Annotated in this window: 19 protein-coding genes and 1 tRNA gene; 5 read left to right on the plus strand and 15 right to left on the minus strand. The window is 72.4% G+C overall.

Features of this window, described 5'->3' with window-relative positions; translation table 11 throughout:
• Nucleotides 1–21: 21 nt before the first annotated feature.
• A complete protein-coding gene (locus ACFYXU_RS10675; RefSeq protein ID WP_389457333.1) occupies nt 22–1,455 on the minus strand; it encodes an MFS transporter in 1,434 nt (477 codons plus the stop codon).
• A gap of 93 nt (nt 1,456–1,548) precedes the next feature.
• On the opposite strand from ACFYXU_RS10675, the gene ACFYXU_RS10680 reads away from it, so the two are divergent.
• Nucleotides 1,549–2,451 (plus strand): helix-turn-helix transcriptional regulator, encoded by a 903-nt coding sequence (locus ACFYXU_RS10680; protein WP_389407213.1) that lies wholly within the window; start codon nt 1,549–1,551, stop codon nt 2,449–2,451.
• A gap of 78 nt (nt 2,452–2,529) precedes the next feature.
• On the opposite strand, the gene ACFYXU_RS10685 is transcribed toward ACFYXU_RS10680, so the two are convergent.
• From ACFYXU_RS10685 to ACFYXU_RS10715, 7 genes are all read right to left on the minus strand, one after another.
• A tRNA-Ala gene (locus ACFYXU_RS10685) sits at nt 2,530–2,602 on the minus strand.
• Nucleotides 2,603–2,696: 94 nt separating this feature from the next.
• On the minus strand, nt 2,697–3,350 hold the full coding sequence (locus ACFYXU_RS10690) for a histidine phosphatase family protein (protein ID WP_389457582.1): 654 nt from the start codon (nt 3,348–3,350) through the stop codon (nt 2,697–2,699).
• Complete coding sequence (gene rsfS, locus ACFYXU_RS10695) at nt 3,347–3,811, minus strand: ribosome silencing factor (protein WP_329855184.1); 465 nt, start codon at nt 3,809–3,811, stop codon at nt 3,347–3,349. Before rsfS ends, ACFYXU_RS10690 begins: the two co-directional genes overlap by 4 nt.
• 84 nt (nt 3,812–3,895) lie before the next feature.
• Entirely contained in the window at nt 3,896–5,650 is a 1,755-nt protein-coding gene (locus tag ACFYXU_RS10700; RefSeq protein ID WP_389457335.1) for an LCP family protein, read from the minus strand.
• 19 nt (nt 5,651–5,669) lie between these two features.
• Nucleotides 5,670–6,290 (minus strand): nicotinate-nucleotide adenylyltransferase, encoded by a 621-nt coding sequence (gene nadD, locus ACFYXU_RS10705; RefSeq protein ID WP_376510506.1) that lies wholly within the window; start codon nt 6,288–6,290, stop codon nt 5,670–5,672.
• 52 nt (nt 6,291–6,342) lie between these two features.
• On the minus strand, nt 6,343–6,504 hold the full coding sequence (locus ACFYXU_RS10710) for a hypothetical protein (protein ID WP_329855181.1): 162 nt from the start codon (nt 6,502–6,504) through the stop codon (nt 6,343–6,345).
• A gap of 83 nt (nt 6,505–6,587) precedes the next feature.
• On the minus strand, nt 6,588–6,779 hold the full coding sequence (locus tag ACFYXU_RS10715) for a hypothetical protein (protein ID WP_329855180.1): 192 nt from the start codon (nt 6,777–6,779) through the stop codon (nt 6,588–6,590).
• 128 nt (nt 6,780–6,907) lie between these two features.
• Between ACFYXU_RS10715 and ACFYXU_RS10720 the strand changes: the two genes are divergently transcribed.
• Nucleotides 6,908–8,074 carry a M48 family metallopeptidase gene (locus ACFYXU_RS10720; RefSeq protein ID WP_389457337.1) on the plus strand — a complete coding sequence of 389 codons (1,167 nt, stop codon included), beginning with the start codon at nt 6,908–6,910 and terminating at the stop codon, nt 8,072–8,074.
• Here the strand turns inward: ACFYXU_RS10720 and ACFYXU_RS10725 are convergent.
• From ACFYXU_RS10725 to ACFYXU_RS10755, 7 genes are all read right to left on the minus strand, one after another.
• The gene (locus ACFYXU_RS10725; RefSeq protein WP_376510511.1) at nt 8,059–9,144 is read right to left on the minus strand and encodes a hypothetical protein; all 1,086 of its coding nucleotides are present in this window, start codon (nt 9,142–9,144) and stop codon (nt 8,059–8,061) included. The two genes, ACFYXU_RS10720 and ACFYXU_RS10725, sit on opposite strands and share 16 nt — an antisense overlap.
• Nucleotides 9,145–9,267: 123 nt before the next feature.
• On the minus strand, nt 9,268–9,858 hold the full coding sequence (locus tag ACFYXU_RS10730) for a hypothetical protein (RefSeq protein WP_376510513.1): 591 nt from the start codon (nt 9,856–9,858) through the stop codon (nt 9,268–9,270).
• An 86-nt stretch (nt 9,859–9,944) separates the two neighbouring features.
• A complete protein-coding gene (locus tag ACFYXU_RS10735; protein ID WP_329855176.1) occupies nt 9,945–11,228 on the minus strand; it encodes a glutamate-5-semialdehyde dehydrogenase in 1,284 nt (427 codons plus the stop codon).
• Nucleotides 11,229–11,313: 85 nt separating this feature from the next.
• Nucleotides 11,314–11,805 carry a hypothetical protein gene (locus ACFYXU_RS10740; protein WP_225799839.1) on the minus strand — a complete coding sequence of 164 codons (492 nt, stop codon included), beginning with the start codon at nt 11,803–11,805 and terminating at the stop codon, nt 11,314–11,316.
• A gap of 151 nt (nt 11,806–11,956) precedes the next feature.
• Nucleotides 11,957–13,060: a glutamate 5-kinase gene (gene proB / locus ACFYXU_RS10745; protein ID WP_389457584.1), complete on the minus strand. Its 1,104-nt coding sequence runs from the start codon at nt 13,058–13,060 to the stop codon at nt 11,957–11,959.
• A gap of 109 nt (nt 13,061–13,169) precedes the next feature.
• Nucleotides 13,170–13,646 carry a GtrA family protein gene (locus ACFYXU_RS10750; RefSeq protein ID WP_389457339.1) on the minus strand — a complete coding sequence of 159 codons (477 nt, stop codon included), beginning with the start codon at nt 13,644–13,646 and terminating at the stop codon, nt 13,170–13,172.
• The gene (locus ACFYXU_RS10755) at nt 13,646–14,641 is read right to left on the minus strand and encodes a glycosyltransferase family 2 protein (RefSeq protein ID WP_329855174.1); all 996 of its coding nucleotides are present in this window, start codon (nt 14,639–14,641) and stop codon (nt 13,646–13,648) included. Before ACFYXU_RS10755 ends, ACFYXU_RS10750 begins: the two co-directional genes overlap by 1 nt.
• 299 nt (nt 14,642–14,940) lie before the next feature.
• Between ACFYXU_RS10755 and ACFYXU_RS10760 the strand changes: the two genes are divergently transcribed.
• The 3 genes from ACFYXU_RS10760 to ACFYXU_RS10770 all read left to right on the plus strand — a co-directional run bounded on the left by ACFYXU_RS10760 (nt 14,941) and on the right by ACFYXU_RS10770 (nt 20,632).
• A complete protein-coding gene (locus tag ACFYXU_RS10760; protein WP_389457341.1) occupies nt 14,941–16,470 on the plus strand; it encodes a DUF6056 family protein in 1,530 nt (509 codons plus the stop codon).
• A gap of 92 nt (nt 16,471–16,562) precedes the next feature.
• On the plus strand, nt 16,563–19,433 hold the full coding sequence (locus ACFYXU_RS10765; protein WP_389457344.1) for a CDP-glycerol glycerophosphotransferase family protein: 2,871 nt from the start codon (nt 16,563–16,565) through the stop codon (nt 19,431–19,433).
• A 92-nt stretch (nt 19,434–19,525) separates the two neighbouring features.
• Nucleotides 19,526–20,632 carry a glycosyltransferase gene (locus ACFYXU_RS10770; protein ID WP_361404648.1) on the plus strand — a complete coding sequence of 369 codons (1,107 nt, stop codon included), beginning with the start codon at nt 19,526–19,528 and terminating at the stop codon, nt 20,630–20,632.
• Nucleotides 20,633–20,654 lie beyond the last annotated feature (22 nt).

The raw sequence follows: 20,654 nt of genomic DNA on the forward strand, positions 1-20,654 counted from the left end.
TGCCATGGCCTCGCAAGAGGGTCAGCGCGATCGTCGCGGCAGTCCCGCCGACGCGCCCACGACGGAGGCCGCGGCCAGGGCCAGCATCGTCACCCACAGCGCGTCGGCGGAGCCCTGAGCTCCGGAACCCGCGGCCCTGCCGAGGAAGAGCGTCCCGAACGAGGCGACGCCGACGAGCTGACCGAGCTGGGTGACGGTGGCGAGCAGCCCGCTGGCATCGGCGGCGTCCTCGGGCCGTACGGTCGCCAGCGCGCCGGTCAGGGCCGGGCTGAAGGCCAGTGAGATCCCCGCCCCGAGCACCCCCAGGGCCGGGTAGAGCCATCCTCCGCCGGACCCGCCGTCCGCAAGCGCCGCTCCGACGGCGAGCGCCCCGGCCGCCGCGAGCAGGAAGCCGGCCGGGACCAGGCCGCGGTGCAGCCGGACCGGCAGGCGCCGCCAGGTCAGGCCGACGGCGCCGAAGACGACCGCGGCGGGCCCGAAGGTCAGTCCCGCGCGCAGGGCGCTGTGTCCGAGCCCGCCCTGGAGGTGCAGGGTGAGGGTGAACAGGAATCCGGCGTTGACGCCCATCGCCACGGCGATCGAGAGGACGGCCCGCCCCATCCCGGGCACGCGCAGCACCCGCGGGGCGATCAGCGGGGCGCCGCCGCGCCGGGCGAGCCGGGACTCGTACGCGCCGAAGAGGGCGGCGAGCACCAACGAGCCGCCGAGGGAGAGCCAGGACCACAGCGGCCAGTCCTCCTCCTGGCCGAGCACGAGGGGGACGGTCAGCAGGGACACCGCGGCGGCGAGCAGGAGCAGACCCGGCAGGTCGAGAGCACGCGCACGCGTGGACCCGGCGTGGACGTCACGGGGCAGCACCCGGGCGCCGACGGCGAGCAGGGCGATGCCGAGGGGGACGTTGACCAGGAAGACCGGCCGCCAGCCGGCGCCGAAGAGGTCGGCGCTCACCAGGACGCCGCCCACGACCTGGCCGGCGGCCGCGCCGGTGGCGAGCACCGCGGCGTAGGCGCTGAAGGCGCGCACCCGGCCCTCGCCCGTGAAGTTGCGCTGGATGAGGCTGAGCACCTGGGGGATCATCAGGGCCGAGCCCGCGCCCTGCGCCAGCCGGAAGGCGATCAACTGGGGCGCGTCGGCGGCGAGTCCGCACGCGAGGGAGGCCGCGGTGAACAGCGCGAGCCCGCCGAGGTAGGCCCTGCGGTGGCCGAACAGATCCCCGAGACGGGCTCCGGTGATCAGCAACACGGCGTAGCTGATGGTGTATCCGGCGATGACGAGCTGGAGCGCGCCGCCGGAAGCGCCGAGTTCGGTCCGGATGGTGGGGGCGGCGACGTTGACGATGAAGACGTCGAGGAGTGCCATGAACTGGGCGGCCAGCACGACTCCGAGGAGCAGGCCGGGGCGGTTGTCGGTGGCACGGTCTTTACTGAGGGTGGGACGTGTCGCGGTCGAGGTCATGCGCCGAGCGTGACGCCGATCGGATACGGGTAACGAGAGCCCGCCGATGCTGGTACTGACACCACCTGGCAGCGGCGGCACGGGGACTCGACCATGGGGGGCGTGACGATTGTGGCAGCACCACCGACCCAGCGGCGGCGACGACCGGAGCTGGCCGCCTTCCTGCGCAGCCGCCGCGCGCGGGTGACTCCGGAGGACGTGGGCATGGCACCGGGGCTCCGACGCCGGACCCCGGGGCTGCGGCGCGAGGAGGTCGCCCAGCTCTCGGGCGTCGGGGTCACCTGGTACACCTGGCTGGAGCAGGGACGGCCGATCAACGCCTCCGCGCAGGTCCTCGACGCGGTCGCCCGCACCCTCCGGCTGGACCGGCCGGAGCGCGAGCACCTCTACCACCTCGCCGAGGTGCCGTACGCCCCGGACCGGTCGGCCGCCGACGTCCCCGAGGTCAGCCCGGAGATCCAGGGCGTCCTCGACGCGCTGGACCCGCTCCCGGCGGTGCTCTACAACGCGCGGTACGACGTGCTCGCGACCAACTCCCTGTACGAGCGGCTGCTGATGCAGGACGGACCGGGCCTGGACACCGGCCCGTTCGGCGTGCGCAACGTGCTGTGGGCGCTCTTCAGCGTCCCGGGGCCCAAGTGCCCGATCGTCGACCGGAAGCGGGAGCTGCCGCTGATGGTGGCCCAGCTGCGGGGCTCGTACGGCCATCACGTGGGCGAGCCCGAGTGGGAGGAGTTCGTACGACGTCTCGCGGAGAACAGCGCGGAGTTCGCCCGGCTGTGGCGCAGCGGCGACGTGGTCCCTCCGGGGACGCGGGTGAAGGTCTTCCGGCACGACCTGGTGGGCGAGGTCAGGCTGACCTCGGTCTCCCTCTCGGTCAACGGGATGCCGGAGTGCCGGATCGTGACGTACACGCCGTCCGACGAGGAGAGCCGCGCGGGCATAGAGACCCTGCGCAAAGCACCGTTACCGGCACCGGCACCGGCACCGAGGTGAGGAGTCAAGGGGGTGACGGGACGAGGAGGCGTGAAACGACGAATCCCGCCCCCTGCTGGGGACGGGATTTGGTGACTGTGGAGCTAAGGAGAATTGAACTCCTGACCTCCTGCATGCCATGCAGGCGCTCTACCAACTGAGCTATAGCCCCTCGTGTTCTTCGCGCTCCGCGCTGCGAACAAGAAGAACTTTAGCCTGTGACCTGCCGGAAAGTGAAATCCGGCTCCGGCAGGCCGGTCGGGGGCTCAGTCGTCGTCGCCGAGGACCGGCTCGGGCAGCGTGCCCGCGTTGTGCTCCAGCAGACGCCAGCCGCGGGCGCCCTCGCCGAGCACCGACCAGCAGCAGTTGGAGAGCCCGCCCAGGCTCTCCCAGTGCTGGGCCTCCAGGCCCAGGAGCCGGCCGATCGTGGTGCGGATGGTGCCGCCGTGGCTGACCACGACGAGCGTGCCGTCCTCGGGAAGCTTGTCGGCGTGCTCCAGGACCACCGGGGCGGCCCGGTCGGCCACCTCGGTCTCGAGCTCGCCGCCGCCCCGGCGCACGGGCTCGCCGCGCTTCCAGGCGGCGTACTGCTCGCCGTACCGCGCGACGATCTCCTCGTGGGTCAGCCCCTGCCACTCCCCCGCGTACGTCTCGCGCAGGGCGGAGTCGTGCGCGACGGTGTGCCCGGTGAGGGCGGCGAGCTCGGCGGCGGTGGCCGCCGCCCGCTTCAGGTCGGAGGCCACGATGGCGTCCGGCTGGAGCGCGGCGAGCAGCCGTGCGGCCCGGCGCGCCTGGGTGACGCCGGTCTCCGTCAGCTCGATGTCGGTCGAGCCCTGGAAGCGGCGCTCCAGGTTCCACGAGGTCTGGCCGTGGCGCCAGAGAACGATGCGGCGGCCGCTGCCGCCCTTGGTGGCGCTCAGCTCAGCTCACCGTCCGGTCCCTCGGGAAGGCCGGAGCCGGCCTCGATGTCGGCGCCGGTCAGCTCGGCGTGCTCGGCGGCCTTGCCGCGCGTGTTCACGGCGTCCTCGGGCAGGTCGAGCTCGGGGCAGTCCTTCCACAGCCGCTCCAGGGCGTAGAAGACCCGCTCCTCGCTGTGCTGGACGTGGACGACGATGTCGACGTAGTCCAGGAGGATCCAGCGCGCGTCGCGGTCGCCCTCACGGCGGACCGGCTTGGCGCCGAGCTCCTTCTGAAGCCGCTCCTCGATCTCGTCGACGATCGACTTGACCTGGCGGTCGTTGGGCGCGGAGGCGAGCAGGAAGGCGTCGGTGATCGACAGCACGTCGCTGACGTCGTACGCGATGATGTCGTGCGCGAGCCGGTCGGCGGCCGCCTGGGCGGCGGTCTTGACGAGCTCGATGGAACGGTCCGTGGCGGTCACAAGCAGGCTTTCGTCGGCGGTCCAGTACCCCTCCAGGGTCTCACGGACCGCCGACGGCCCCGTCGGTGTTTTCCGGTGCGCCCCTCACCGGGCTCCCGGCGCCTTGTAGTCCCGGCCCAGGACCACGGTCACGGCGATCGTTCCGGAGGGCTTGCCCTTCGCCACCGAGCCGGCCGGAAGGCCCAGCGTCTTGGCCACCTCGGTCGCCGTCGCCTTCTGGGCGTCGTCGCCGTAGAGGACCTGCGACGCGTCCCTGGAGGGCGCGTCGGCGCCGCCCACGAAGGCGAAGCCGCCGTTGATCAGGGCGATCCGGGCGGCCTCGGCCGCCTTCTTGCCGGATCCGTCCCGGACCGAGACCCGCGGCACCTCGCCCGCGTCGGGAGCGGTGACCTTGCCGCCCAGGATGTCCTTGACCACGCTGTCGCTCGCGTCCTCGGTCAGGGCGCCGTCCTGGCCCACGGGGAGCAGCGCCGTCTTGTAGTCGCCGAGCTTGGCGTGCTCCGCGAGCTTGGCGAGGGAGGCGGCGAGGTCCTTCTCGGGGAGCGAGGGGTCGAGGATCTGCTGGAGGGTCTCGATGGTGAGCGTGGCCGACGCGGGGTCGCTGGAGAACTTGCGCAGCACCCCGTACATGACCTGTCCGAAGCGCTGGAGCTGTGCGGCCTCGGCCTCGCCGGGCGCCCGGTAGGTGGCGTAGGCGACGGCGGCGCGGCCGTTCAGCGTCTGCTTCTCGCCCTTCCGGACGAGCGGGTCCGCGCCCTTCTTGGTGTCGGGGACATCCGTGTCGGTGTCGATCTCGATGCCGCTGACGGACTCGACGAGGTTCTCCAGGTAGGGGCTGTCCAGCCGCCAGGTGCCCGCGATCTTCGTCCCGAGCAGGTTCCCGATCGCCTCCCGGGTGCCGCTGGAGCCGTCCTCGTCGACGGACTTCCCGAGGGGGGTCCCGGAGCCCTCCGCGTCGGCGACGACGACCGCGTTGGGGAGGAGGATCGTGGTGCCCTGGCGGGTGGTCGTGTTGTCCACGAGCAGGGCGGTGGAGGTGGTGCCGTTCTTGAGGTCGTGGAGGTGGACGACGATCGTGTCGCGCTGCTGCGGTCCCGTCGCCGCGGCCCCGCCCTTCGCCTCCGGGTCGGACGAGCCGGGGAGCAGGCCCGCGGACCAGAGGTAGCCGACGCCTCCGGCGACGGCGAGCACGAGGACGACGACGAGCGCGACGATCCGGTTGCGGCCGCGCCGCCTGGCCTCCTCGCGCCGCTCCGAACGGCTCTCGGTGAACGCGAGCCAGTCGATGACGTCCTCGGAGTCCTCGTCGGGCTCCTCGATGAACGAGAACTGCTCGGTGCGGTACGCGCGGTCGTCCTCGTCCTGGCGCGGCGCGGCGGACCGCTCGGGGGCGGGGCGCTGGCCGGGGACTCCGGCGGGAGCCGCGACCGGCGACGCGGGGGCCGGGGCCGGGGCCTCGGCCTGTACGGGAGCCTGCGCGGGCGGCTGGGTGGGCGGCTGGACCGGGGCGGGCGGGGGCTCGGCCTGGGCGGCCCACTGGCCGCCGGGGTCGTAGCCCGGGTAGGTGTAGCCCTGCTGCCCGTAGGGGTCGTACGGCGCCTGCTGTGCGGGGTCCTGGGCGGCCGGCTGCTGGGCGTACGGGTCGTAGCCGTACGCCTGCTGCTGATGCGGCTGGTGTGGCTGCTCCTGCTGCTGGTGCTGCCCGTACGGGTCGTAGTGCTGCGCCGGCGCCTGCTGCTGCGCCTGTGGCTGCTGGTACACCGGCTGCCCGTACGCGTCGTAGCCGATGATCTGCGGCTGCGGGTAGTACGGGTCGTACGGGTGCTGCTGGTCGTTCACGGGTGGCCCTCCCCGAAGCTCACTCGCCGCGGTACAGCTGGCGCTTGTCGATGTAGCGCACGACGCCGTCCGGGACCAGGTACCAGACGGGATCGCCCTGCGCGACCCTCATCCGGCAGTCGGTCGACGAGATGGCGAGCGCGGGGATCTCGACGAGCGAGACGCCGCCCTTGGGCAGCCCGTCGTCGGTGAGGTCGTGGCCCGGCCGGGTGACGCCGATGAAGTGGGCGAGCGAGAAGAGCTCCTCGGCGTCGCGCCAGGTGAGGATCTGCGACAGCGCGTCGGCCCCGGTGATGAAGAACAGGTCCGAGTCGCTGTTGCGGGACGCCAGGTCCCGCAGGGTGTCGATGGTGTACGTCGCGCCGCCGCGGTCGATGTCGCTCCGGCTCACGGAGAACTGCGGGTTGGACGCCGTGGCGATGACCGTCATCAGATAGCGGTCCTCGGCCGCGGAGACGGCCTTGTGGCTCTTCTGCCACGGTTCCCCGGTCGGTACGAACACCACCTCGTCGAGGTGGAACAGGGCGGCGACCTCGCTGGCCGCCACCAGGTGTCCGTGGTGGATCGGGTCGAAGGTTCCGCCCATCACGCCGAGTCGGCGCTTGCCGCGCCCGCCAGTAGGCACTTCCTGCTCTCCCATGCGTGCAGAGCCTACTGGCACGGCGACGGACGCCCGATCAGCGGTATCGGGTTCAGCGGTCGCGGTTGAAGCGGGTGGTGATCCACAGCAGCAGGAGCAGGACGCCGAAGGCGCCGAAGCCGGTGAGGTAGGGGCTGAGGCTTTCGTGGTTGCCGCCGTGCTCGGCCCCCTCGGCGAGGGTGACCAGGTTGGCGGCGGTGCTGTGGAGGCTCATCTTCGACAGACCTATCGATCGGGGATGGGAGCGGAGACTTCGCGCACATCGTATGCGGGCGGTCGCGGCGCGCTCACGCCGACTCAGGCGTTGGCGTCACGGCCCGCGTCGCCGTCGCCGCCGTCGCGGTCGTCCGCGCGGTAACCGCGGAGCAGGAACCAGGCGAGCAGGGCCCCGCCCACGATCGAGGCGAGCAGCAGGATCCGGAGCGTGTCGCCGAGTCCCTGCTGTTCGGCGGCGGCGAGCAGTTCGGTGGTGACGGCGGTGTCCGGCATGTCGGTCGTGCCCTTCGTTCGTCCTCGGTGCCCCAGTTATCCACAGGCTCCGCCACACGGTAGCGCCAGCCCCTAGGCTGGGTGCAGTCAGGGGGACGAGCACCGACTCGTACGAACAGGGGGCATCCATGACCGAGAACGACCAGGGGAGCGTGCCGAGCAGGCAGCGGAAGCGGTTCCCGGGCATCTCCTCGCGGGCCTATGAGCATCCGGCCGACCGCTCGGCCCTGGTGGCCCTGCGGAAGCTCAGCGGCTTCGACACGGCCTTCAAGGCGCTCAGCGGGCTGCTGCCGGAGCGCAGTCTTCGGCTCCTCTACCTCTCGGACTCCGTCCGGGTGAGCGACGCGCAGTTCAGCCATCTCAACGACATGCTGCGGGACGCCTGTTACATCCTGGACCTGGAGAAGGTCCCGCCGATGTACGTCGTCCAGGACCCGAAGCCCAACGCGATGTGCATCGGTCTGGACGAGCCGATCATCGTGGTCACCACCGGTCTGGTGGAGCTCCTCGACGAGGAGGAGATGCGGGCGGTCGTCGGCCACGAGGTCGGGCACGCGCTCTCCGGGCACGCGGTGTACCGGACGGTCCTGCTGTTCCTCACCAACCTCGCGCTCAAGGTCGCCTGGATCCCGCTGGGGACGGTCGCGATCACGGCGATCGTGACGGCGCTGCGCGAGTGGTTCCGGAAGTCGGAGCTCTCCGCCGACCGGGCCGGGCTCCTCGTCGGCCAGGACGTGCGGGCCTCGATGCGCGGCCTGATGAAGATCGCCGGCGGCAACCACCTCCACGAGATGAACGTGGACGCGTTCCTCGCCCAGGCCGACGAGTACGAGAAGGCCGGTGACCTGCGGGACTCCGTCCTGAAGATCCTGAACGTGCTGCCGCGCTCGCACCCCTTCACCACCGTCCGCGCGGCCGAGCTGAAGAAGTGGTCGGAGAGCCGCGACTACCAGCGGATCATGGACGGGCACTACCCGAAGCGGTCGGAGGACAAGGACACCTCGGTGACGGACTCCTTCCGCGAGTCGGCGGGGCACTACGCCGACACGGTGCGGACCAGCAAGGATCCGCTGCTGAAGCTGGTCGGGGACATAGCCGGCGGCGCCGGTGACCTGGCGGGTGACCTGGGCGGCCGACTGCGCAACCGCTTCGGCGGCCAAGGCGGCCAGGGCGGTCAGACCGGTCCGGGCGGCCAGAAGACGGACGGCTCCCCCGGCGGCGACGCCCGGGCCGACGGCGGCGACGGCAAGGCCGACGGCGGCGGCAAGGCCGGGGACGGTCAGAGCGAGGGCTGAGCGCTCGTCGCCAGCACGCCGCACAGCGCGGGGGCGGCGGGCCGGGCGGTGGCGTACGGGTCGGTGGCCGCCGGGCCGTCGCTGACGTCAGCGGCCCGCGTCCCCGCGAGGAGCGGCTTCAGGGAGCCCGTGGTGTCGGCGCCGCAGGCCTGCGGTCCGGCCTCGGCCGTGCTGGTCAGGAGCTCGGCGCGGTGCATGCGCAGGTCCTCGCGGTCGAAGCGGAAGTGCACCACGCGGTGGACCGTGAAGAGGGACGCCGAGGCGACCGGCCCGCTGCCCCGGACGGCCGGGCGGAGCGCGTACGTGTACGTGTGGTCCGCGGTGACGTCCAGGGTGTCGGGGCTGGTCTCCTCGTAGCGGAGGGTCCCCTGCACCCGGGCCACGGGCTCCGCGAGGGCCACCTGCCGGGGGTCGAAGCGGACCAGCCAGGCCGCGAGGGCGTGCCGGCCGTCGTCGGCGGGGGCCTCGACGCTCCGGTCGAACTGTTCCAGCTGGTCCGGGTCGAGGAGCAGCCGCGCGGGCCGGACGGTCGCCCCGGACAGGACGTCGGGCTCCAGGGAGGAGGCCACCAGATAGTCCTTGGCGATGCCGAGGCCGGTGACGACCTGGCTCTCGGCGAAGTGGGAGGTCCGTCCGGCGACGGGCAGGTTGATGCCGGCGGCGCCCGAGCGGTACTCGGCGGCCGGGCTGTGGGCGAGGAGCTGGGCGGGCGTGCCGCCGGGGACGGTGCCCCCGGGGGCGAGCGGGACGACGGTGGTCCGCAGGGGCTCGGCCCGCAGGTCCTCGGGGGGCTGGTACGGATTGCGTACGCCCAGGTAGATGGCGGTGCCGAAGGCCAGGAGGATCAGCAGCACCAGCAGGACCGCCTGGCGGGAGCCGGTCCGGTTCTCCCAGGAGGGGCGGCTGCGGACAGCGCGGGCGTGATCGCCCATCCGCTCCTGCGCCGAGAACTCCTGGAGATGGGCAGCGCGGATGAACGCCTCGTCGAAGACGACGGATCGGTACTCGTCCTCACCACCGCCGGGGAACCCCTCGGGTGTCCCCTCAGGCGGGTCGCCACGCCCTGCCATACCTTCAGGGTAGGTCGGGGAGGCCTTCGGTAAACGCCCAGGTACACGACAAGTTCGGAAGAATTCCGCCGTCAGGGTGTACCGCGGAGCCGGATGCCGCCGTCGGCTCTCCCGCGGGGGCGCCTATCGGGGTGACGCCGCCCCGGCGGGGTATCCGGCGGGGACGCCGGCCGAGGGGGCGGGGGCCTGGGCGGCCGGCGGGGCGGGGTTCGGGTTCGGCGCGTCGACGCCCGTGGTGGCCGGGGGCGGGACCTGGTCCTCGTGGTTGGCGGACGCGCCCCGGTAGACGGCGCTGAAGGCGAGGGCGACCATGCCGACGCCCATGACGAGGGCGAGGACCCAGGCGACGGGCCGGAGCCAGCGGGCCCGGCCCCGGTAGGGGCGCAGGGCCCCGCCGTGGCGGCCGTAGGGGCTGGCGTCGTCACCGACGTCGTCGGGCTCGTAGGTGAGCCCGAGGGGGTCGTGGCCGTCCTCGTACGGGTCGTCCTCGACCGATCCGCCGCCGGCGCGGGCGCGGGCGGCCTCGGCCTCCGCGCGGGCCTGGGCGGCGGCGAGGAGCCGCTCGACCGCGGTGGGCTCGTGGATGGTGGCGGCCCTGACGAAGGCCTCGTCGAAGACCACGTCGGCGTGGACCTCGTCGGCGCCTCCGCGGTCGACAGAGTCCTCGGGGTCCCCGCCGTCCTGGAACGGCTTGCCCCCCACGTCGTCCGGCACGGATTCAGAGTAGACCCGGAAGGTGGTTTTGGGCAGGGAGAGTGGGAAGCCTCCCCGCCCGTACCGCCCCGTACCGAAAGGAGGGGTTACCGGACGTGACCGTCGCCGGTGACGATGTACTTGGTCGAGGTGAGCTCGGGAAGGCCCATGGGGCCCCGGGCGTGCAGCTTCTGGGTGGAGATGCCGATCTCGGCGCCGAAGCCGAACTGTCCGCCGTCCGTGAAGCGGGTGGAGGCGTTCACGGTGACCGTGGTGGAGTCGACCAGCTGGGTGAAGCGGCGGGCGGCGGCCTGCGAGGTGGTGACGATCACCTCGGTGTGACCGGAGGACCACGTCCGGATGTGCTCCACGGCCCTGTCGAGGGAGTCGACGACCGCGGCGGCGATGTCGTACGACAGGTACTCGGTCTCCCAGTCCTCGGGCGTGGCCGGGACGACCGTGGCCTTGGAGCCCTCGGCGAGGGCCAGGACCCGCTCGTCGGCGTGGACGGTGACGCCGGCCTCGGCGAGGGCGTCGAGGGCCTTGGGGAGGAAGGCCTCGGCGACGTCCCGGTGGACGAGGAGGGTCTCGGCGGCGTTGCAGACGCTGACCCGCTGGGCCTTGGAGTTGATCAGGATGTCGACGGCCATGTCGAGGTCGGTCCGGGCGTCGACGTAGACGTGGCAGTTGCCGGTGCCGGTCTCGATGACCGGGACAGTGGACTCCTCGACGACCGTCCTGATCAGGGAGGCGCCGCCGCGCGGGATGAGGACGTCGACGAGGCCGCGGGCGCGCATCAGCTCGCGGACCGACTCGCGGGACTCGCCGGGGACGAGCTGGATCGCGTCGGCGGGCAGTCCGGCGCCGCCGACGGCGTCGCGCAGGACGGTCACCAGGGCGGTGTTGGAGGCATAGGCGGAGGACGAGCCGCGGAGCAGGACGGCGTTGCCGGACTTGAGGCAGAGGGCGGCGGCGTCGACGGTGACGTTGGGGCGGGCCTCGTAGATGATGCCGACGACTCCGAGGGGCACGCGGACCTGGCGCAGGTCGATGCCGTTGGGGAGGGTCGAGCCCCGGACGACCTCGCCGACGGGGTCGGGCAGCGCGGCGACGTCGCGGACGTCGGCGGCGATGGCCCGGACGCGCTCCGGGGTGAGGGTCAGCCGGTCGATGATGGCCTCGCTGGTCCCGGCTTCGCGGGCCTTGGCGATGTCCACGGCGTTGGCCTCGACGATCTCGGCCGTCCGGACTTCGAGGGCGTCCGCGATCGCGAGGAGCGCGTCGTCCTTGGCCGCGCGCGGGAGTGGCGCGATTTCGGCGGCGGCGCCCCGGGCCCGGTAGGCGGCCCGGGTGACCGGGGAGAGGTTGTCGAGGGGCGTGAGCGAGGTCATGCCCGCAGGGTACTGGCACCCCTGCGGACATCCCTCACGTATCCCGCACTCCGAGACGTACCCCCGCCGGGCGGGGCGGGTGCCGTCAGTAGGGGTGGACGCCGACGGGTGCGGCCGGTGGCGGGCCGTAGCCCTCCGCGATCCGCTGGTGGTAGGTCTCGCGGTCGATGACCTCCAGGCCCACGATCTCCCAGGGCGGCAGCTTGGCGGTCTGCCGGTGCTCGCCCCACAGGCGCAGGGCGACGGCCGCCGCGTCGTGCAGGTCGCGGGCCTCCTCCCAGTACCGGATCTCGGCGTGGTCGTTGGCATAACGGCTGGTCAGCAGGAAGGGGTGGTCGTGGGCGAGCTGTTCGAGCCCGCGCCGCACCTCCTTCAGCGGTGACTCCACGCCCGACACGCTGAGGGTGATGTGCCAGAGCTTGGACACCGGCCGTTCCTCGCGTGTCTCGGTGGTGGTCTCGGTCTTCCTGTCCGTGGACCTGTCCCGTGCCTCGTCGAAGTCGGCTCCGGCCTCGACACTGGTCAGGGCGCGTTCGGCGGTCCCGCGGGGCGGTGCCCCTGGGCGCGCTCGTCTCACCGGCGGCCTCCTGTGTGATGCGTGTGGTGCTGTACCCCGCCCTGTCTTACCCCCGAGACAAAGTTGACCAGTCCGCGGCGGTACATGGGGCGGTTTTGGTAAACGTCCCTTCCGGATGGCCGGACTTTCAGCCGTTTCGGCGTCCGCCGTCTCAGCGGATGACGACCAGGTCGTCGCGGTGGACGACCTCGCGCTCGTACTCGGGTCCGAGGGCCTTGGCGAGTTCGTGGGTGGAGCGGCCGAGCATCCGGGGCAGCTCCTTGGCGTCGAAGTTGACCAGGCCGCGGGCCACGGCCCGGCCGGAGGCGTCGCGGAGTTCGACGGGGTCGCCGGCCACGAAGTCGCCCTCGACGGCCGCGACACCGGCCGCGAGCAGCGACTTCTTGCCCTCGACGACGGCCTGGACGGCTCCATCGTCGAGGCTGAGGGAGCCCTGCGGGGTGGAGGCGTGGGCCAGCCAGAGCAGCCGGTCGGCGGAGCGGCGGCCGGTGCGGTGGAAGTACGTGCCGGTGTCCCGGCCGCCGAGGGCGTCGGCGGCGCGGCTCGCGGAGGTGAGGACGACGGGGATGCCGGCGGCGGCGGCGATCCGGGCCGCCTCGACCTTGGTGACCATGCCGCCGGTGCCGACGCCCGCCTTGCCGGCCGTGCCGATCTCGACGTGCGCGATGTCGGCCGGGCCGGTGACCTGGGCGATCCTCGACGTGCCGGGCTTGGCGGGGTCCCCGTCGTAGAGGCCGTCGACGTCGGAGAGCAGGACGAGCAGGTCGGCGCGGACGAGGTGGGCGACGAGGGCGGCGAGCCGGTCGTTGTCGCCGAAGCGGATCTCGTCGGTGGCGACGGTGTCGTTCTCGTTGACGACGGGCAGCGCGCCCATGGCGAGGAGCTGGTCCAGGGTCCGGTACGCGTTGCGGTAGTGGGCGCGGCGGCTGGTGTCGTCGGTGGTGAGGAGGACCTGGCCGACGCGGACGCCGTAGCGGGCGAAGGAGGCGGTGTAGCGGGCGACGAGGAGTCCCTGGCCGACGCTGGCGGCGGCCTGCTGGCGGGCGAGGTCCTTGGGGCGCCGGGCGAGGCCGAGCGGGGCGAGGCCCGCGGCGATGGCGCCGGAGGAGACGAGGACGATCTCCTTCTCGCCGCCGCTGCGGACCTTGGCGAGGACGTCGACGAGGGCGTCGACGCGGTCGGCGTCGAGGCCTCCGGAGGCGGTGGTGAGCGAGGAGGAGCCGACCTTGACGACGATCCTGCGGGCCTCCGTCACGTACTGCCTTGCCACGTCCGTCTCTCCGGTCACCTGCGTCGCCACCTGCGTCGTCCTCACTCGGCTGTCCCACGCGCCGGGCGGGCCCCCGCCGCGGCTGCCAGGCAATCTACGCGAGGTGGGAGGGCTGCCGCTCGTCCGTTTCGCTCCCTGGACCCGCGGCGGAGGAGGACCCGGCGGAGCCGCGGGGCACCAGGATCCGCTGGGAGATGAGGTAGGTGAACGGGATCGCGACGACGGCCGCGACGAGTGGCGCGATCCGGTCGTCCATTCCGGCCCAGGTGACGAGCGCGTAGAGACCGACGCTCTGCACCAGGTAGTTGGTGACGTTGGTGAGCGGGAAGAGGGCGAACTTCTTCCAGGTGGGCCGGGTGCGGTAGGTGAAGTACGTGTTGAGGAAGAAGGAGCCGACCATGCTGAGGAGGAAGGCGAGGGAGTACGCGGCGAAGTACGGCATCCACGGGTGGAGGAGCAGGTAACAGCCGAAGAAGGTGCCGGTGTTGACCCCGCCGACCAGGGCGAACCGAAAGATCTCGGCCAGTCGCGCCCGGCGCGCGGTGGCGCCCGTCGCCGGTTCCTTCGCCATCAGCGCTCCCGCTCGGCGGTGGGGACGCGGATGCGCTCGGCGGTGGCGCGCTCGGCGGCGGAGCGGCCGAAGGAGCGGTGGGTCTCCTTGACGAGGAAGTGCGGCCGCCGCTTGGTCTCGTAGTAGATGCGGCCGATGTACTCGCCGATCAGGCCGAGCATCACCATCTGGACTCCCCCGAGGCCCACGACGATCGCGACGAGCGTGACGTAGCCGGGGGCGGTGACGCCCTGGGTGATCGCGGCGACGGCCACCCAGACCGCGTAGAGGGCGGCGAGGCCGGAGAGCGTCATGCCGAGCCAGAGGGCGATGCGCAGGGGGCGGTTGTTGAAGGAGATCAGCCCGTCCATGCCGTAGTTGAGCAGGGAGCTGAACTTCCACTTCGTCTCACCGCCCTCGCGCGCGGCGTTCTGGTAGTCGAAGGTGACGGTGTCGAAGCCGATCCAGGAGAAGAGGCCCTTGGAGAAGCGGTTGTACTCGGGGAGGGACAGCAGGGCGTCGACGGCGGGCCGGGAGAGCAGCCGGAAGTCGCCGACGCCGTCGGTGAGTTCGACGTCGACCCAGCGGTTGACGGCCCGGTAGTACACACGGCTGAGGGCCGTACGGACCTTCTTGTCGCCCTCGCGGGTGCGCCGTGCCATCACCTGGTCGTGGCCCTGGTGGTGGAGGTCGAGCATGCGCGCGATCAGTTCGGGCGGGTGCTGGAGGTCGGCGTCCATGATCACCACGGCGTCGCCGGTGGATTTGCGCAGGCCGGCGAGCATGGCGGCCTCCTTGCCGAAGTTGCGGCTGAAGGAGGCGTACTGGGTCTGCTGCGGGTGCCGGGCGGCGATCTCGCGGAGCCGGCCCAGGGTTCCGTCGGAGCTTCCGTCGTCGACGTAACAGATCTCGTATCCGACCGGGAGTGCGTCGAGCACCTGTCGCATCCGCGCGTCGAACCGCTCGATGACGTCTTCCTCGTTGTAACAGGGGACGACGACGGAAAGCCTGGTCATGGAACGGTCACTCCAGAGGGATGGGCGAGAGGACGTCCCGAGGGACTGGAAGGACCGCCACCGGACTCTCCTTCGAGCTGCGCGGCCACGGTACGGCGGAGCGGTGGCCGCCCGGCGTCGTCCGAGTGGCCGCCCCTGGTCGGCATGTCGTCCATGGAGCAAAGCATGCGGGGAAGATAGTGATGTACGGGGGTTTTTCACCCATTTGTCACCCGTAGGGGCGACACGCCACGGACCTTGGCCAGCTGGAGCGATGACCGTTGAGCAGGACGACCGTCTCGGAGCACGGTGACGCGCACATGCCGAACGATGGAGAGGGCGGGAGGGGGGAGGACGACTCCCCCGGCGCCGCGGACGCACGGGACCCGGGCGGGCGCCGGGAGGGAGCCCCGCGGCGGCTGCTGCCGTGGATCGCCCTGGTCGTCGCCGCCGGAGCCGGGGCGCTGCTCTCGGTCGGCGCCTTCCTCGGGGTCTACGTGCGCCCCACGTCGGACGACTGGTGCGCCCTCTGGAAGGCCCGCGACCTGGGCCCCCTCGGCATCACCTCGGACTTCTACCGCACCCAGAACGGGCGCGTCACCAACGCCTTCCTCACCGGCCTGCTCTACTCCGACGGGATGCGGGGGCCGAAGCTGCTGCCCGCCTTCCTGATCGTCGCGCTGGGCGCGGGCCTGTTCCTCCTGGCCCGGGAGGTGCTGCGGGCGCTGCGCCTGCCGTTCCCGGTGGTGGCGACCGCGACGGCCGTCCTGGTGACCGAGGCGCTGCTGTTCCTCGGAGGGACCCGGTCCTACCAGGTGCTGCTGTGGGCCCCGGCCACGATCTCCCACACGCTTCCCGGCGTCATCGGCGTCTGGGCGGTCCTGTCCGGGGTGTGGGCGGCCCGCAGCCGCCGGCCCTGGGCCCGATCGGTCGCCGTCGGTTCGGCGATCGTGCTCGGCGCGGCGGCCGGCACCCTGAGCGAGCCGTTCGTCGCGATGTCGGGGCTGATCGCCGCCACGGCCGCCGTGCTGTGCCTCCCCCGGCTGCGCGTCGCCCCCGACCGCTTCGCCTCGACGTGGTGCGCCGCCTGGTGCGTGGGCCTGGTGGTCGGAACGGTGGTGCTGTACACCTCCCCGGGCGCCCGCTGGCGGCGCGCGCAGCAGCCGAGCCGCCCGCTGTCCCTGGAGGAGCTCGGGGGGACGCTCCAGGACTGGCTCCGGATCTGGGAGACGATCGGCGGCCAGTGGGCCTACGCGGGCGCGGGCGCCGCGGGGGTGCTCCTCGGCCTGGCGGTCGCGCTCGCCGGGCGGCGGCCCGCCCCCCGGTCCGCGGGCGGCCCCTCGCGCGGCACGGTGCTCGTGATCGCGGTCCTGCCGGTGCCGCTGCTCGCGCTGGGCAGCCTGGTGACCGCGTACGGGCTGCGCGGGGGTTACGGGGCGGGCGGCTGGACGTACGCGCGCGCGTGGACCAGCTTCCTGGTGCCGTTCCTGATCGCGCTCTGCGGTTACGGCGCCTGGCTCGGCCACCGGATCGGGCGGCGCGCGGGAGGCCGGCCCGTCCTCGCGGCAGCGGCCGCGGGGATCGCGGGCGTCGTCGCCGTGGCGGCCACGGCCGCCCTGGTGGCGCCGACGCGGACGCTGACCACGACGACCGTGGCCCGCAGCCTGGCCTGGGACCCGCAGGACGCGGCCATCCGCGCGGGGGCGGCGGCCGGGCAACGGGTGGCGCCGTACCGCCCGCTGCACATCGGCGGGCTCGCGGAGCCCTTCTTCACGCGGACGTACACGCGGGACTGGGTCGCGCAGTGCGCCGCCCGGTACTACGGGGTGGAAAGGCTGCGCCGACCGTGACTCGCACACGCCTGCGAAGAGTGACAGACCGTAACGGATCATGAACGCGAGGTAGTTTGACGTGCGGGTGCAGCAACGACAAGTGAATCGAGGTGCACGTGCCTGACGTCTCCGTGGTCGTCATCGCCTACAACGACGCAGAGCGTCTGCCGACGGCCGTACGGTCGGTCCTGGAGCAGACCCTGCACGGCGTCGACGTCGTGATCGTCGACGACTGCAGCAAGGACGACACGTTCGCGGTCGCCCAAGCTCTCGCCGCCGCCCACCCGGACCGCGTCAGGGCGTTCCAGCTGCCGCGGAACAGCGGCGGCTGCGGCGCGCCGCGCAACTTCGGCATCCGGCAGGCCACCGGCACGTACGTCATGTTCCTGGACAGCGACGACGTCCTGGAACGCAACGCCTGCCGCAACATGCTCGCCGCCGCCGAGAGCACCGGCGCCGACCTGGTCTCCGGCCTCTGCGTCCGCGTCCACCTGGACAGCCGCCACCGCAAGACGACCGAGTGGTACCCCTGGCTCTACTCCGGGACCCGGACGATCGAGTCGATCACCGAACTGTCCGACCTGCTCGTCTTCGACACGCTGTCGACGAACAAGTGCTACCGGCGCGCGTTCCTCCTGGAGCAGGGCCTGGAGTTCCCCGTCGGCATCCACTACGAGGACCTGCTCTTCTCGGCCCAGGCCTATGTCGCCGCGAGCCGCATCACCCTCATCCCGAACCACGTCTACTACTGGAACGTGCAGGAGAGCGCCGCCGCCAAGTCCATCAGCAACCGGCGCCACGAGATCGCCAACTTCGTCCACCGCATGGAGATCCACCGGCGCGTGGACGCGCTCCTGGAGAGCCGGGGCTACGAGGAGCTCAAGTACCGCAAGGACATCAAGTTCCTCAAGCACGACCTCGTCCTGCACCTGCGCGACCTGCCGCTGCTCGGCGACGACTACCGGCGCGAGTTCGCCGCGGTGGCGAACGGCTACCTCGCCGAGATCGACCCCCGGGCGTACGAGGAGGTGCAGCCCCTGCACGCCATCTGCGCCTACCTGCTGAGCAAGGAGGACTGGACCCACCTCATCCCGGCCACCGACGCGCTCACCAACCCGGGGCGCCTCACCGTCCCGCTCGCCGAGCGCGACGGGCGGGTCTACTGGTGCGCCGAGCACCTGGACACCGAGCAGGGCCGCCGCATCCTGGACGTCACCGACGCCGGCTACGACACCCGTCCGCTCAGCGCGCTCGCCCTCGGCAACCGGCTGACCTCGTACACGGGTTCCGACGGCGTCGTCGAGCTCGCCGGACGGGTCGTCAACCCGCTGGGCCGGATCTCACCCGAGGCGGAGCTCGGCGCCGTCCTGGAGATCTCCGCCCGGCGCAGCGTCAGCGGGAAGCCCGCGCACGTCCCGGTCACCTCGGTCCGCCACGCCGGGGACTGGATCGAGTGGGAGGCCCGGGTGGACCTCGCCCGGAGCGTCCGCCCGCTCGGCGTCATCGACGCCGTCTGGGACGTCCGGCTGAACCTCACCGTCGGCGGCGGCAGGGTCAGGACCCGGGTCTCCGTCGGCGGCACCCCCATCGACCGGGCCGCCCCCGTCCGGATCCGTCCCCGGCTGACCCAGCTGGTCTCCGACCGCTTCGTCCCCGAGGTCACCCGGAAGGGCAACCTGTCGTACGTCCTCGCGGCGGAGGGCCGTGCGGCCGTGCGCACTTCGGCGGCGATCGAGGGCGCCATGCACGGCCGCACGGCCCGCCTCGCGAAGACCGGGCTGAAGCGCCTGCTGCACGCGAAGCGCAACCTGGGGTCGGGCGAGACCAAGGTCCGCCTCTACCACCGGCTCTACAGCCGGCTGCCGATCCGCAAGGGGCTCGTCGTCTTCGAGAGCCACCTCGGCAAGCAGTACAGCGACAGCCCCCGGGCCATCTACGAGGAGATGCGCCGCCAGGGCGTCGCCTTCCAGGGCGTCTGGTCCTACGCCGGGGCCCGGCCGACCGGCTTCCCCGAGGACGCCGTGCTCGTCAAGCGCTGGAGCGCGCAGTACCTGCGGGCGCTGGCCCAGGCGGAGTTCTGGATCGACAACCAGGGCTTCCCGCTGCGCCTCACCAAGCGCCCCGGCACCACCTACATCCAGACCTGGCACGGCACCGCGCTCAAACGCATGGGCTTCGACGAGCCGCACACCAAGTCCCGTGCCCTGGGCACCCAGCAGACCTTCCAGAAGGCGCTGGACCGCTTCGACCACTTCCTGATCCGCGGCGAGCACGACCGGCGCACCCTGGCCCGGGCCTTCCGGCTCCGCGAGGAGGTGCTGCTGCCGGTGGGCTACCCGCGCAACGACGAGCTCGTCGCGACGCACCGGCGGGAGGCGGCGACCGGCCGCCGGGAGCGCGGCCCGCTCGCGGCGGAGCTGGGCATCGACCCGGAGAAGACCGTGCTGCTGTACGCGCCGACCTTCCGTGCCGCGCCCGGCGGCAAGGTCCGCGCCTTCCGGCCCCCGCTGGACGTCGAGGAGTTCGCGGAGCGGTTCGGCGACACCCACACGCTGCTGATCAGGACGCACTACCTGAACAGCGTGTCACTGCCACCGTCGGTCCGCGGCCGGGTCGTGGACGTCTCGCGCCAGCACGACGTGACCCCGCTCCTCGCCCTCGCGGACGGGCTGATCACCGACTACTCCTCCGTGATGTTCGACTACGGGCTCCTGGACCGCCCGATGGTCTTCTTCACCTATGACTACGAGGAGTACGCCACGGAGAACCGCGGCACCTACTTCGACCTGAAGGAGCGTGCCCCCGGGCCCGTGGTGGCCACGGAGGAGGAGCTCTTCGGCGTGATCTCCAACCTCCGGGACGAGGCCGACGTCAAGTACGCGGCGGCCCGCCAGAGGTTCAACGCGGAATTCAGCGAGTACGACCGGGGCGACGCGGCCCGCCGGATCGTCGCCACGTTCTTCACGGGGGGCGCGAAGTGACCGAGCTGCTTCAGGAGGAGCGGGACGTGACCGAGCAGACCGTCGTGCCCGGCGGCCGTGACATCTTCATCGTCTCCAACAGCGTGGACGAGATGGGCGGCGTGACCACCTGGACGCACCAGATGGCCCGGGAGTTCACCGACCGGGGCCATCGCGTCCACGTCATCGGGATCACCCCCGCCCCCGCGGGGCGCGAGCACGAGTTCCCCGACGCCCTGCCGTACGCCACGACCACCCTGTACGAGACGCATCCGCCGCAGCTGCGGCCGCTGCGCGGCCTCCGGGGACGGCTCAACGCCGCCGAGCGCCGGCGGCACGCGGCACGCGCCGCCGGGATGCGCAGGCGGGCCGACCGGATGACGGCGCTGTTCGCCGCCGCGCGGCCCGGCGCCGTCCTGATCGTGACCCAGGTGTGGGCGATGGAGTGGGTGTCGCTGGCCGACACCGCGGGCCTGCTGGTCATCGGCATGAGCCACGAGTCGTACGCCGCCAGTGCCGCCACCACCCGGCTCTCCCGGGTGAAGCGGCACTACAAGGACGTCGACCGGCTCCTCATCCTGACGCCGGGCGACGCGGACCGCTGGATCCGGGCCGGGATGGACAACGTCGGCCACATGCCCAACGCCCTGCCCTTCATGCCCGCCGTCCCGGCGCCCCGCGCCGAGAAGGTCGTCGTCTCCATCGGCCGTCTCTCGCACGAGAAGGGCGTCGACATACTGCTCGACAGCTGGTCCGAGATCGCCGGCCGCCACCCCGCGTGGAAGCTGCGGATCTACGGCACCGGGGACGAGGAGCGGCGGCTGCGCACCCGGACCACCGAGCTCGGCCTGGACGGCTCCGTGGAGTGGAAGGGCCGGACCAACGACGTCCTCGGGGTGCTCTCCGAGGCCTCGGTCTTCGCCCAGGCGTCCCGCGCCGAGGGCTTCCCGATCACCCTGCTGGAAGCGATGGCGACGGGGCTGCCCTGCGCCGCGTTCGACTGCGCGCCCGGGGTGCGGGAGATCATCCGGGACGGTGAGGACGGACTGCTCGCGCGGCTCGGCAACACCGTGGAGCTCGGCGCGCACATCAGCGCCCTGATCACGGACCGGGAGCTGCGGGACCGGATGGGCGACGCCGCGTTCGAGAACGTGAGGCGGTACGCGGCCGACGAGATCACCGACCGCTGGGAGGCGCTCTTCGCCTTCCTGGAGCGCTGACGGACCACGCGAAAGGGCCGGG

Source organism: Streptomyces sp. NPDC002232 (genome assembly GCF_042890295.1).
Taxonomy (GTDB): Bacteria; Actinomycetota; Actinomycetes; order Streptomycetales; family Streptomycetaceae; genus Streptomyces.